The organism is Nocardia sp. NPDC127606, from assembly GCF_042671725.1.
Lineage (GTDB): Bacteria > Actinomycetota > Actinomycetes > Mycobacteriales > Mycobacteriaceae > Nocardia.
In genome coordinates, this window is record NZ_JBHXWQ010000001.1 from 1,227,254 (window position 1) to 1,240,562 (window position 13,309).

Consider the following 13,309-nt stretch of genomic DNA (forward strand, 5'->3'; position numbering starts at 1 on the left):
TAGAATGGAAAGTCACTTAATTCCGGCGGCGCCGGTCCGGGGGCTGAGATGTTCGCGTACTGCGCCGACGGCGCGGACCGCGCTCTCGACAGCGGCCTCCATCGTCGAGGGCATGCCGGTCTCGGTCCAGTCGCCCGCGAGGAACAGGCCGTCGATCGGCGTGCGCTGCGGTAGGCGCAGCTCGTCGAAACCGGGCTGCGCCGAGAAGGTCGCCTGCGGCTGGTGAATGACATGGGTGCGCAACACCTGCGCCTCGGCGAACTCGGGGTAGTGCTCGGCCAGTGATCGCAGTGCCGCCGCGGTGAATTCGGCGTTGGGCAGATGGACGACGTCCCACGAGGCGCTGACGGCCAGCGAATAGCAGTGCCCTGCCTCGGTCTCGACGCCGTGCATGCCCGTGGTGTCGAAAACCCACTCGATGGTGGTGTCGCGCAGATTCTCCGCGAGCCTGCGCATCCTGAGTGGGCGGTTTAGCCACACGTAGACGCTCGAGATCGGGGCGGGCTCGATCTTGCGCACAGGAGTGAAATGGTCGTACTGCCCGAGCCGGCCGCGATCGAGCAGTGTTGTCAGCGACCACGGCGGCAAGGTGAGAACCGCCGCGTCGACCTCGATGACACGTCCGTCGGAGAGCTGCACGCCGGTGAGCCCGTCGTCGATGATCTCGATATCGGTGACACCGGCGCCGACGACGATCTCCGCGCCGTGCGCCCTCAGATAGCGCTCGGCGGGCGCGACGAACAACTCGTGCAGGCTCACCCGCGGCCAGACCGCGTCGCCTGCCCTGGCATTGCCCGACAGTGCGCGCTTGCCGATCCAGTGCAGGGTCTGGACGAACATGGAGGCCGACACCCGCTCGGTCTTCTCGTTGAGCAGGCCGATGACGAACTGGTCGAGCACCAACGCGCGCAACGATTCCGGCGCACCGATCTGCCTGAACCAGCGATCGACGGTCAGATCGTCGAGTTCCGGTGCTGGGCGCAGCGCGGCGCGGGCGATCCGCGCCCAGGTGCGCAGGGCGGCGGGCCGCTCACGCAGCGGGATCGGCGGCCACGCCATCCAGGACAGTCCGACGACGCGGCGCAGCGCGCCCGGCAGCCAGGCGGGCGCGCGCAGGGTCAGCAGCCGGTCGGGGGCGGTCCTGATCGCGAAAGGTGGTGCGTCCCACAAGAGCTGCTCCCGCGTGCCGAGGGTGTCGACGTAGCGCAGCAGGGCGTCGTAGCAACCGGCGAACAGGTGCTGACCATTGTCGACTCTGCCTTCGATACCGGGAACCTCGTACGAGATGGTGCGACCGCCGAGACGTCCGCGCTTCTCGACGAGGGTGACCCGGTGGCCTGCTTCCGCGAGCCAGACCGCTGTGGCCAATCCGGCCAGGCCCGCCCCCGCGACCAAGATGTGCGGGGATTGTTGCTGCCCCATCGGTACCTCCGGGCAATCGATGAATGTGAGAATGAATGAGAGAATTTGTCAGTCATACTCGCACAACGTCGATGTGTTCGTACAGGGTGGAAACCGCTCGTGCGGAACGGAACTCGCTGCACGACCGATCGGGGCTGAGGCGCGAAGCGCTCTCGTCCGAAAGGGGTCAGCACGTGTGCGGCGTAGGAGTGTGCCGCGCAGTTGATCGAGGCGTCGGGCTAACTCCGGCGCCTCAGGAGGCTTTCCGGTCCCAGAATCTGCTCGACGACGGCGAGGAAGATCTCGGTCGATTCGTCGACGAGCTCGTCTCTGGTCAGGTCGAGTGCTCCGTTGAGCCAGCCGTACACGGTCTCGTACAGCCCGCCGACTAGGTGCATGGCGGCGAGCTCGCCGTATGCGCCCGCGGCCCCGGTGCTTTCTGGGCTGAGTTGTTTGTTCACCGTCGCCAGCACCAGCGCGGCGAAGCCGCGGATCGTCGCGGTGCGGCGTGCGTTGAGGGCGGGATTGAGCTGGGCTTCGGTGAAGGCGATGCGGATCAGCCGCGGATCGTCGGCGACCGCTTGTAGGCCCGCGGCGATGGCCGCGTGCACCTTGTCGCGCAGGGGATCGGGGGCGGCGCGTACGCGGACGGCGATCAGCTCGGTCAGCTCGCCGATGACCTGGTCGTAGACCTCGGTGACGACGCCGTCCAGGTTGGTGAAGCTCTCGTAGAAGTATCGCTCGGTCAGTCCGGCCTGGCGGCAGAGGCCGCCGACGGTGAGCCGGGCCGAGCCCTGGGTGCCGACGATCTCCCTGGCGGCCTCCAGGAACGTGACCCGGCGCTGCGCGCGCCGCTGTTCGGCAGGCACACCCGCGTACGCACGATCCTTGACCATGCGCCGAGTCTGCCACAAAGCCTTGTCAGATTTCCAAATCTGCTGCATCCTGTTGTCAGATTCGAGCGAGGAGAGAATCATGACCGAGGCATTCATCTACGAGGCGATCCGAACGCCGCGTGGGCGTGGCAAGAAGACCGGCGCGCTGCACGGCGTCAAGCCGCTCGACCTGGTGGTCGGGCTCATCGACGAACTGAAGACCCGCCATCCCGGACTCGACCCGGCGGCGATCGATGACATCGTGCTCGGCGTCGTGTCGCCGGTCGGCGATCAGGGCGCCGATATCGCCAAGACCGCCGCATTGGCGGCCGGGCTGCCCGACACCGTCGCCGGTGTGCAGCTCAACCGGTTCTGCGGCTCGGGTCTGGAAGCCGTCAACACCGCCGCCCAGAAGGTCCGGTCGGGCTGGGAGCAGCTGGTCATCGCCGGTGGCGTGGAGTCGATGTCGCGGGTTCCGCTGGGCTCCGACGGCGGCGCGTGGGCGATGGACCCGGTCACCAACTACGACACCTACTTCGTGCCACAGGGTGTCGGTGCGGACCTGATCGCCACGATCGAGGGCTTCACCCGTGAGGACGTCGACGCCTTCGCGGTGCGCTCGCAGCGCAAGGCCGCCGCCGCCTGGTCGGGCGGCTACTTCGCCAAATCGATTGTCCCGGTGCGGGATATCAACGGCGCGGTGCTGCTCGACCACGACGAGTTCATGCGCCCCGACACCACAGTGGAAAGCCTGGCCGGGCTGGCCCCGTCGTTCGCGGCGATGGGGGAGATGGGCGGCTTCGACGCCGTTGCGATGCAGCGCTACCACCATGTCGAGAAGATCACCCACGTCCACCACGCAGGCAACTCCTCCGGCATCGTCGACGGTTCGGCGCTGGTGCTCATCGGCAGTGAATCCGCCGGTGTCGCCGCGGGTCTCACGCCGCGCGCCCGCGTGGTCGCCTCCGCGGTGAGCGGCGCCGATTCCACGATCATGCTGACCGGCCCGGTCCCGGCGACCGAGAAGGTGCTGGCGCTGGCCGGGCTCACGGTCGACGACATCGACCTGTTCGAACTCAACGAGGCCTTCGCCTCGGTGGTGCTCAACTTCCAGAAGAAGCTGAACATCCCCGACGAGAAGCTCAACGTCAACGGCGGTGCCATCGCCATGGGCCACCCGCTCGGCGCGACCGGGGCCATGATCACCGGAACCATGGTCGACGAGCTCGAGCGCCGGGGAGCGCGCCGCGCGCTGATCACGCTGTGCATCGGCGGTGGTATGGGCATCGCCACCATCATCGAGCGCGTCTGAGCGTCGGACTCCGATACCGAAGGAAGAACGAAAAGCAATGACTGACAACATGATTGCCTGGGAGCTCGGCGCCGATCGGGTGCTCGTGCTCACGATGGACGACCCGAACCAGTCGACCAATACGATGACCGAGGCGTTCGCCCGCGATCTCACCGCGACCGTCGACCGGCTCGAGGCCGAGCGCGACAGCTTCGACGGGGTCATCCTCACCTCGGGCAAGGACACCTTCTTCGCCGGTGGTGACCTGAACCTGCTGATGAACGCGACACCGGAGACCGCACCGCAGATCGCACTCGGCCTCGACACCTACAAGGCGGCGTTCCGTCGGCTCGAAAAGCTGGGCAAGCCGGTGGTCGCCGCGATCAACGGCACCGCGCTCGGCGGCGGTTTCGAGGTCGCGCTGGCCACCCATCACCGGATCGCGCTCGACGCCAAGGGCAGCCTGCTCGGCCTGCCCGAGGTCACCTTCGGGCTGCTGCCCGGCGCGGGTGGTGTCACTCGGACGGTTCGGCTGCTCGGTATCACCAGCGCGGTGCTCGATGTCGTCGGCCAGGGCCAGCGGATGAAGCCCGCGAAGGCGTTGCAGGTCGGCATCATTGACGAGGTCGCCGCCACTCGCGAGGAGATGTTCGACAAGGCTCGCGCCTGGATCACGGCCAATCCCGAAGCCGCGCAGCCGTGGGATGTGAAGGGCTACAAAGTCCCCGGCGGCACCCCGTCGAGCCCGGCGGTGGCGGCGAACCTGCCCGCGTTCCCGGCGAATGTGCGCAAGCAGCTCAAGGGTTCGCCGATGCCCGCACCGATCGCGGTGCTCGCGACCGCGGTGGAGGGCGCGCAGGTCGATATCGACACCGCGTTCGCGATCGAGACCCGCTATTGCACCAACCTGATCTGTGGCCAGGTCTCGACGAACATGATCAAGTCCCTGTTCTTCGATCTGGGCACGATCAACAAGGGCGGCAGCCGCCCCGAAGGCTTCCCCGTGCGCACGCCGGAGAAGGTCCTCGTGCTCGGCGCGGGCATGATGGGCGCGGGCATCGCCTATGTGCAGGCCCGCGCCGGCATGCAGGTCGTGCTCAAGGACGTCACCATCGAGGCGGCCGAGCGTGGAAAGGCCTACTCGGCCAAGCTGCTCGACAAGGCCCTGCGCAAGGGCGCGATCACGCAGGACAAGTACGACGAGATCCTCGGTCGCATCCACCCGTCCGCGGACCCCTCCGATGCTGCCGGTTGTGACTTCGTCGTGGAGGCGGTGTTCGAGGATCCGGGCCTGAAGAAGAAGGTGTTCGGCGAGATCGAACACCTGGTGAACGCGGACGCGTTGCTCGGTTCCAATACCTCGACCCTGCCCATCACCGACCTGTCCACGGGCGTGCAGCGGCCGAAGGACTTCATCGGACTGCACTTCTTCTCCCCGGTGGACAAGATGCCGCTGGTCGAGATCGTCGTCGGCGACCAGACCAGCGACGAGGCGATCGCCCGTGCCGTCGATTACACCCTCGCCATCAAGAAGACCCCGATCGTGGTCAACGACAGCCGCGGCTTCTTCACCAGCCGGGTGATCGGCCAGTTCATGGACGAGGCGATCTCGCTGGTCGCCGAGGGCGTGCATCCGGCCTCGGTCGAACAGGCCGCCACCCAGGCCGGGTACCCGGTCGGTGCGCTGGCGCTGGCCGACGAGATCAATATGAAGCTGGCGCAGAAGATTCGGCGCAGCCTGAAGGAGAACCTGCTCGCCGAGGGCAAGGGCTGGGTCGACTCGAAGGCGTACCCGCTCGTCGACGCGATGGTCGACGACTTCGAGCGCCCGGGCCGGCTGGAGGGTCGCGGCTTCTACGAATACGACGCCGACGGCAAGAAGCTGGGCCTGTGGCCGGGACTGGTCGAAAAGTACACCCGCGACGATCACGGCATCGCGTTCATCGACATGCAGGAACGGATGCTGTTCGCCGAATCCCTCGATACCGTGCGGTGTTTCGACGAGGGCGTACTGCGCACCGTGCCGGATGCGAACATCGGTTCCATCTTCGGCATCGGGTTCCCGGCCTGGACCGGTGGTGTCATCCAGTACATCAACCAGTACGCGGGCGGACTGGCCGGCTTCGTCGCGCGCGCCGATGAGCTGCGGGCCGCCTACGGCGACCGGTTCGAGGTCCCGGAGTCGTTGCGAGTCAAGGCCGCCGCCGGGGAAACTCTCGGCTGACGGTCACGACGACGAACAGAACCCCCGTCGCCCGGTATTCCTGGGCGGCGGGGGTTCTGTGCTGGAAGCGGCTACAGGGATCGGGCGATCAGTTCCTTCATGATCTCGTTCGTTCCCGCCAGAATACGAAGCACCCGCGCACTGGTGAAGATCTCCGAGATCGGGTACTCGGTCATGAATCCGTATCCGCCGAACAGCTGCAGGCACCGGTCGGCGACCACGCTCAACTGATCGGTGAGCCAGTATTTGGCCATCGACGCCGTTGCCACGTCGAGCTCACCCGCCAGGTGGTCGGTGAGGCAGTCATCGAGGAAGACGCGACCGATTCTGGCGATGGTGGCGCACTCGGCGAGCTCGAACTTGGTGTTCTGGAAGTCGAGCAGCGACTTTCCGAACGCTTGCCGATCCTTGGTGTAGGCGATGGTCATCGCGACCGCGGCCTCCATCGACGCCACGGCCATCACCGCGCAGACGAGTCGCTCCTGCTGGAGCAGCTTCATCATCTGATAGAAGCCCTGGCCCTCGGCCTCGCCGAGCAGATTGCCGACCGGCACCCGCAGACCGTCGAAGAACAACTCGGCGGTGTCCTGGCCGGTGCCGCCGATCTTGGACAGAGTCCGCCCGCGGGTGAAGCCGGGGGTGTCGTCACCGACCTCGGCGACGATGAGCGACACCCCGGCGGCGCCCTTGTCGGGGTCGGTCTTGGCGGCGATGATGACCGCGTCGCAGAGCGCGCCGTTGCTGATGAACATCTTCGAACCGGTGATGACGTACTCGTCGCCGTCGCGCACCGCCCTGGTCTGAATGTTCTGCAGGTCCGATCCCGTTCCCGGCTCGGTCATCGCGATCGAGAGCAGGCACTCGCCGCTGACCACCTTGGGCAGCAGGCGCGCCTTGAGCTGTTCGGAGGCGAACTCGACGAGATAGGGCGCGATGATCCCGGAGTGGATCGCGAGGCCCATGGAGGTGTCGCCTGCCCTCGATTGGGCCTCGATGATCGCCGCCTCATGGGCGAAGGTGCCGCCTCCGCCGCCGTACTCTTCCGGAACAGACGGGGCCAGCAACCCGAGCTTGCCTGCTTTGAGGTAGAGGTCACGGTCGGGGTGACCCTGCTGTTTGTACCGCTCGGCGCCAGGAAGCACCTCTTTCTCGAAGAACTTCGTCGCGAGTTCGCGAACGGCCACGATCTCATCGTCTACCCAGCCCGCTTGTGCGGTCATCAGTGCCTCCCAGGACGCAATCTGCCTCAATCTGCGGAATCAGATTGTCAGATATATTGGCACAACGTCAATAGTGAACTGTGGGCGGTCCGGGTCGCCGTGATCAGCGGCGACCTCGGGTGCGCCGGTAGGCGGCCGGAGTGGTGGCCGTCCAGCGCTTGAAGGCGCGGATGAAGGGGCCTGCCTCGGTGTAGCCGAGCCGCACGGCGATCTCCTCGACCGAGAGCGCGGTGGCGGTCAGCATGTCCTCGGCCAGACCCCGCCGCGCCTCGTCGAGCAGGACGCGGTAGCTGGTGCCGTCCGTCGCGAGATGTCGTCGTAGCGTGCGGCCGGTGGTGCCGAGGTCGTGGGCGACCGCGTCCACCGACGGCGGAATCGCGATCCCCGCGGTACCGGTGCCTGCCAGCAGGTGGTCGCGAACGTCAGCCGCTATCCCGGTGCGAGTGGTCCGGCGATCGATCAGTTCCCGGCATTGCGCCAGGCACAGGGCGAGTGTGGCCTGATTCGCCTGCGGCAGTGGCTGATTCAGAGTCTCGGCGGTGATCGTGATGCTGGTTTCGGCCTGTCCGTATCGGGGGTCGACGCCCAGGATCGCGGCGACGGCGTCGCCATAGTCGGGTTCCGGGAACGCGAACCGCGCATGGTGGATGTCCACCGGTCGGCCGAGTAGGTCGTTGAGCACCCGATGCATCGCGAAGGTGTCGCGTTCGACGAGGAATTGCTGGACGTCATCAGGGATCCGATCGTGTCGGATCCGGGCAACCATCTGCTGGTCGTGGAACTCCACGACCGGTGTGCAGAACGCGAAGCTCAACTGAAAGTAGCTCAGCGCCAAGGAGATCGCCTCGCCGAGGGTGGGGCTGGTGATCCAGGCGTAGCCGTAGATGCCGAAGGCGCTGATGCGGTAACTGCGTCCCACCTCGATGCCGAGCGCGGGCCTGGTTCCGAGTTCGCGCAGCAGATTGCGCACCACCAGCAGCTCCGTGCGGGCATCGATCTGGCGGTCGGCGGAGTCGAGGTCGGCGACGGACAGGCCGGTACCGGTGAGGATCGAGGTGGCATCGGCTCCGTGCTCGACGGCGAACCGGTTCATCACGGCGACGCTGGCGACACCCCGGGGGAAGTCCCACGTGTCCACTTCTGGCTCCTGCCGCGCGCGCATGCCCTCCATTATGGCCTGAAATGTCAATTTTCTGTCCTCGGGCGTCCTCGTCACCGCGTCGACCGCGACCTACCGTTGATCGGAGGGATCAACGACATGAGGAGCTCCGCTATGCGCACTCGGACAATGCCGTCCGCTGTCATCATCGGAACCGGGTTCGGCGGCCTCGGCATGGCGATGGAACTGCTGCGCCACGGTTTCGATGACCTCGTCATCCTGGAGCGGGCCTCGGATGTGGGTGGGGTGTGGCGGGAGAACACCTACCCGGGCGCCGGGTGCGATATTCCCTCCCCGCTCTACTCGTACTCCTATGCGCCGAAATCCGATTGGCCCAAGCGGTTCTCGGGACAGTCCGATATTCACGCCTATCTGCGGGACGTGGCACGCGACAACGGTCTGCTCGAGCGCATCCGGTTCGGGTCCGAGGTGACCGAAGCCGAATTCGACGATGCGAGCGGGACATGGACGGTGCGCACCGCCGACGGTTACGAGACAACCACCGACGTGCTGATCTCCGCGGTCGGTCAGCTCTCGCGGCCCGCGCTGCCCACCATCGCCGGCATCGGCTCGTTCGCCGGACCCGCTTTTCACTCCGCGGAGTGGGACCACAGCGTTGACCTGGCGGGCAAACGGGTAGCTGTTGTCGGCACCGGTGCCAGCGCGATCCAGTTCGTGCCCGCGATCCAGCCGCGGGTGGCGGCGCTGACACTGTTCCAGCGCTCGGCGGCGTGGGTGCTGCCCAAGCCCGATGTCGAGTACAAGCCGTGGCATCACCGGATGTTCGCGGCGGTGCCGCCGGTCCGCCTCGCCGAGCGATTCGCGGTCTGGGCGCTGTGTGAGTTCCTGTCACTGGGCATCGCCGATGTCCCCGCGATCAGGGGCTTCGTCACCAAGATCGCCGTGAATCATCTGCGCAAGCAGGTCACCGACCCGCAATTGCGCGCGAAACTGACGCCCGACTACCCGGCCGGCTGCAAGCGTGGGCTGTTCTCCAACAACTACTATCCGGCACTCACCCAGCCGAACGTGCGGGTGGAGACGACCGAGATCGCCGAAGTCCTGCCGGGCGGGGTGAGAACCGCCGACGGCGTGCTGCACGAGGTCGACGTGATCATCTACGGAACCGGGTTCAAGGGCACCGAATTCCTGTGGCCGATGACGATCCACGGCGCGAACGGGCGCAAGCTCGAGGATGAATGGCAGGGCGGAGCCCGCGCCTATCACGGCATCACCGTGCCCGGATTCCCGAACATGTTCATGGTGTACGGGCCCAATACGAACCTGGGCGTCGGCTCGATCGTCTACATGATCGAATCGCAGGCCCGCTACATCCGCCAGGCGCTCGAGGAACTGTCGCGCCATCCGGCGCACACCCTCGATGTCCGGCGTGCGGTGGCCGAGGAATACGACGTGAAGCTGCAAGCCCGGCTGGACCGTACGCCGTGGGGTCTGTGCTCGAGCTGGTATCGCAACGCCGCGGGCCGGATCACCAACAACTGGCCGGGCGCGGTCGCGAGTTATCGCCTACAGACCCGAACGCTGCGCCCCGAGCACTATCACCTGAACGCCGGCACGACAACGCCTGCGGGCCAGTGACATTCGCGGACCGGAATTCGAAAGAGGCTCATCGATGAAGCTGACGAACGGCATCGTGGCCGACGTATGCGAGAAGGTGGCGGCGGTGCGCCGACTGCACCAGACCGGCCTGATCGACCTACGGCGACCGCGCCGGATCAAACGCATGATCGCGCTCAACAACTCCTACGGCCCACAAGCGGCCATGATCAGCGCCGGGGCAGCCGATCGGCCCGACGAACCCGCGCTGGCCGACGAACGCGGCGTGCTGACCTACCGAGAGCTCGACGAACAGTCCAACGCTCTGGCCCACGGTTTGCTCGGGCAGGGCCTGCGCGGCGGCGAGGTGATCGGCGTGCTGGCTCGTGACCATCGCGGCCTGGTGCTGGCGATGGTGGCGGCGGGCAAGGCCGGGTTGCGGCTGGCCATGCTGAACACCGGTTTCGCCAAGCCGCAACTCACCGAAGTCGCTGCGCGGGAGAAGGTTCGCGCGATTCTGTTCGACAGCGAATTCGCCGGGCTCGTCGATGCCCTGCCCGAGACGACGCCACGGATCCTCACCTGGATCGATGCGGACCACACAATGCAGCCGAGCGCGGTGACCATCGACATGCTGATGTCGGCGAACAGCAGTGACCCGCTGCCCCCGCCGGACCGGCCCGCGGGCTTCATCATCCTCACCAGCGGCACCACCGGTCTGCCCAAGGGCGCGCCGCGCACCAAGGTCTCTCCGTTCGCCACTGCGCTGGTGATCGACCGGGTGCCGTTCCCTCGCGGTGGGGTCGTCATGATCGCGACTCCGGTCTTCCACACCACCGGCATGGGCACCTGGACCATAGCCAGCGCGCTCGGCGCCGAAATCGTGCTGCGGCGCCGCTTCGACGCGGAGGCCACCCTGTCCGCGATCGAGCGGCATTCGGTCGAAATGCTGGTCGCGGTGCCGACCCAGCTGAACCGCATTCTCGCGCTCGGTCCCGAGGTCATCGCCCGGTACGACACCTCGACGCTGCGCACGGTTTTCGTCGGCGGCGCCCCGCTTCCGCCCGACCTGGCGATCCGATGGCAGGACGCCTTCGGTGACGTGCTGTACAACGGTACGGCTCCACCGAGGTCGCGATCACCGCCGTCGCCCAGCCACACGAATTGCGGCGTGCGCCGGGCACAGTCGGGCGGGCACCGGTCACCGCGCGCATCGCGCTCTACGACAGCGAGGATCGCCGAATCACCGGGGCGAACGTCTCCGGGCGAATCTTCGCCCGCACCGTCGCCCCGTTCGAGGGGTACACCGACGGGAAGACCAAACAGATCATCGACGGGTACATGTCGACCGGGGACATGGGCCACTTCGACGCCGACGGGCTGCTGTTCATCGACGGCCGCGACGACGACATGGTCGTCTGCGGTGGCGAGAACGTCTATCCGCTGGAGGTGGAGAATCTGCTGGCGGGTCGCGCCGATGTCGCCGACGTCGCGGTGATCGGTGTCGACGACGCGGACTTCGGACAGCGATTGCGCGCCTTCATCGTTGCCGCCACGGACGAGAAGCCGGACGCGCAAGAGATCAGGAGCTATGTCAGAGAGAATCTAGCCCGGTACAAGGTGCCCCGCGACGTGGTGTTCCTCGACGAGATGCCACGCAATCCCACCGGCAAGATCGTGCGCAAGGCACTGACCGAGTACGTCGTCGACGGACACGTGGGGCGATGAGCGAAGCCATGACCGAATACGACTACGACGTGATTGTGATCGGTTCCGGATTCGGCGGCAGCGTCACCGCCCTGCGGCTGACAGAGAAGGGTTACCGCGTCGGCGTTCTCGAATCCGGACGGCGGTGGAATCCCGAGGATTTCCCGAAGTCCAACTGGAATATCCGCAAGTCGCTGTGGATGCCCCGACTCGGCTTGACCGGACCGCAACGGATCAGCGTGCTCGGCAAGTGCGCGGTGTTCAGCGGGTCGGGCGTCGGCGGTGGGTCGGTGATCTACGGCAACACCCTGTACGAGCCGCTGCCCGCGTTCTACGAGGACCGAGCCTGGTCGCACATCACGGACTGGAAATCGGAGTTGGCGCCGTATTACGACCAGGCCAAACGGATGCTCGGCGTGCAGACCAATCCGCGTGTCGGGCCCAAAGATGAAGTGCTGCTGAAGATTTCCGAGCGCCGCGGGGTCGCCGACACGTTCCACCGCACGAACGTCGGGGTCTTCTTCAACGAGGGTGCGGAGGGCGCGGAGGTGCCCGATCCGTATTTCGGCGGTGCCGGGCCGACGCGCGCGGGCTGCATTCATTGCTCCGAATGCCTCACCGGATGCACACACAATGCGAAGAACACCACCACGGTGAACTATCTGTACCTGGCCGAGCGCAACGGGGCCGAAGTGCACCCGCTCACCACGGTCACCGCGGTACGGCCGGACGGCAACGGCGGCTACCTCGTCGAGACCATGCGTTCCGGCGGTATCGTCCGCCGGGATCGGCGCCGGTTCACCGCGGGTCAGGTCGTCTTCGCCGCGGCCGCGTTGGGTACCCAGAAGTTGCTGCATCGCATGCGAAACGATGGTGTGCTGCCCGGGTTGTCGCCACGGCTCGGGGAGCTGACCAGAAGCAATTCCGAAGCAGTGGTCGCGGTCTGCAGTCGCAGTCGATACGACATGTCCCAGGGCGTGGCGATCACCTCCTCCATTCATCCCGAGCCGCACACCCATATCGAGGTGTGCTCGTACGGCAAGGGGCAGAACGCGCTGTTCACCCAGGGCCTGCCGATGGTCGACGGCGGCGCGTTCCGCGAGCTGCGGCTGCTGCTCATGGTGGCGGCGCATCCGCTCGAGTTCATCCGGCTTAAGAATGTGCACCGTGCTGCCGAACGCTCGGTCGTGCTGCTCGTGATGCAATCACTCGACAACTCGCTGACCTCCTCGTTGAAGGGGCGCCGTCTGGTCACCAGACAGGGGTCGGGGGAGCCGAATCCCGAGTGGATCCCGATCGCACACGAGATCGCGCGCGAGTACGCCACCGAAATCGATGGTGACGCGGGAAATCTGGTCACCGACCTCCTGGGTATTCCGGCCACCGCGCATTACATCGGCGGTGCCACGATCGGCGACTCCGCCGACACCGGTGTGGTCGACCCGTGGCAGCGGGTCTACGGGTATCCAGGCCTGCACATCGCCGACGGCAGCGCGGTCACGGCCAACCTCGGGGTGAACCCGTCGTTGACCATCACCGCTCAAGCAGAGCGTGCGATGGCGTTCTGGCCCAACAAGGGTGAGATCGACCCCCGTCCCGCACTGGGTTCGGCTTACGTCCGCCTCGCGCCGATCCTGCCGAAGCAACCCGCTGTTCCTGCCACCGCGCCCGCGGCCTTGCGCTACTCGATTCAGGGGTGACCGCGCACCATCGCTCAGTAACCACGACGCCCCGCAGCGCTGTCGGCGCTGCGGGGCGTCGGTGCGTAGCGGCACTGACCGAAAGCCCCCGCTGAGTCGATTAGTTGAATATCATCTCACTGTATCATTGCCTTAGTGGCTCTCAGCAGAAGGAGGCGCAGGACTATGCGTGAAG

At 66.4% G+C, this 13,309-nt stretch carries 8 protein-coding genes and 1 pseudogene; 5 read left to right on the forward strand and 4 right to left on the reverse strand.

Going from position 1 to position 13,309, the window contains the following annotated elements; translation table 11 throughout:
- Positions 1-12: 12 nt before the first annotated feature.
- Both hpnE and ACFVJ5_RS05860 read right to left on the reverse strand, forming a co-directional pair.
- Positions 13-1,422 carry a hydroxysqualene dehydroxylase HpnE gene (gene hpnE, locus ACFVJ5_RS05855; RefSeq protein ID WP_379218732.1) on the reverse strand — a complete coding sequence of 470 codons (1,410 nt, stop codon included), beginning with the start codon at positions 1,420-1,422 and terminating at the stop codon, positions 13-15.
- A gap of 218 nt (positions 1,423-1,640) precedes the next feature.
- The gene (locus ACFVJ5_RS05860) at positions 1,641-2,297 is read right to left on the reverse strand and encodes a TetR/AcrR family transcriptional regulator (protein ID WP_379218733.1); all 657 of its coding nucleotides are present in this window, start codon (positions 2,295-2,297) and stop codon (positions 1,641-1,643) included.
- Between the two features lie 76 nt (positions 2,298-2,373).
- Here ACFVJ5_RS05860 and ACFVJ5_RS05865 point away from each other — a divergent pair, with 76 nt between their 5' ends.
- The gene (locus tag ACFVJ5_RS05865) at positions 2,374-3,588 is read left to right on the forward strand and encodes an acetyl-CoA C-acetyltransferase (protein ID WP_379219791.1); all 1,215 of its coding nucleotides are present in this window, start codon (positions 2,374-2,376) and stop codon (positions 3,586-3,588) included.
- 37 nt (positions 3,589-3,625) lie between these two features.
- Positions 3,626-5,791: a 3-hydroxyacyl-CoA dehydrogenase NAD-binding domain-containing protein gene (locus ACFVJ5_RS05870; RefSeq protein WP_379218734.1), complete on the forward strand. Its 2,166-nt coding sequence runs from the start codon at positions 3,626-3,628 to the stop codon at positions 5,789-5,791.
- Positions 5,792-5,862: 71 nt separating this feature from the next.
- Here ACFVJ5_RS05870 and ACFVJ5_RS05875 read toward each other — a convergent pair whose 3' ends face one another.
- Positions 5,863-7,011, reverse strand: coding sequence for an acyl-CoA dehydrogenase family protein (locus ACFVJ5_RS05875; RefSeq protein WP_379218735.1), 1,149 nt, complete (start codon positions 7,009-7,011; stop codon positions 5,863-5,865).
- A 103-nt stretch (positions 7,012-7,114) separates the two neighbouring features.
- Positions 7,115-8,149 carry an AraC family transcriptional regulator gene (locus ACFVJ5_RS05880; RefSeq protein ID WP_379218736.1) on the reverse strand — a complete coding sequence of 345 codons (1,035 nt, stop codon included), beginning with the start codon at positions 8,147-8,149 and terminating at the stop codon, positions 7,115-7,117.
- 135 nt (positions 8,150-8,284) lie between these two features.
- Between ACFVJ5_RS05880 and ACFVJ5_RS05885 the strand changes: the two genes are divergently transcribed.
- The 3 genes and pseudogenes from ACFVJ5_RS05885 (at position 8,285) to ACFVJ5_RS05895 (ending at position 13,134) form a co-directional block, all read left to right on the forward strand.
- Positions 8,285-9,769, forward strand: a complete 1,485-nt coding sequence (locus ACFVJ5_RS05885; protein WP_379218737.1) for a flavin-containing monooxygenase — start codon at positions 8,285-8,287, stop codon at positions 9,767-9,769.
- A gap of 34 nt (positions 9,770-9,803) precedes the next feature.
- Positions 9,804-11,455, forward strand: a pseudogene (locus ACFVJ5_RS05890) (acyl-CoA synthetase).
- 8 nt (positions 11,456-11,463) lie between these two features.
- The gene (locus tag ACFVJ5_RS05895) at positions 11,464-13,134 is read left to right on the forward strand and encodes a GMC oxidoreductase (protein WP_379219792.1); all 1,671 of its coding nucleotides are present in this window, start codon (positions 11,464-11,466) and stop codon (positions 13,132-13,134) included.
- The last annotated feature ends 175 nt before the right edge of the window (positions 13,135-13,309 follow it).

Excerpts from the sequence above, each read along its gene's own strand:
- hpnE (WP_379218732.1), bottom strand. The coding sequence starts at position 1,422 with ATGGGGCAGCAACAATCCCCGCACATCTTGGTCGCGGGGGCGGGCCTG.
- ACFVJ5_RS05860 (WP_379218733.1), bottom strand. The coding sequence starts at position 2,297 with ATGGTCAAGGATCGTGCGTACGCGGGTGTGCCTGCCGAACAGCGGCGC.
- ACFVJ5_RS05870 (WP_379218734.1), top strand. The coding sequence starts at position 3,626 with ATGACTGACAACATGATTGCCTGGGAGCTCGGCGCCGATCGGGTGCTC.
- ACFVJ5_RS05875 (WP_379218735.1), bottom strand. The coding sequence starts at position 7,011 with ATGACCGCACAAGCGGGCTGGGTAGACGATGAGATCGTGGCCGTTCGC.
- ACFVJ5_RS05885 (WP_379218737.1), top strand. The coding sequence starts at position 8,285 with ATGCGCACTCGGACAATGCCGTCCGCTGTCATCATCGGAACCGGGTTC.
- ACFVJ5_RS05895 (WP_379219792.1), top strand. The coding sequence starts at position 11,464 with ATGACCGAATACGACTACGACGTGATTGTGATCGGTTCCGGATTCGGC.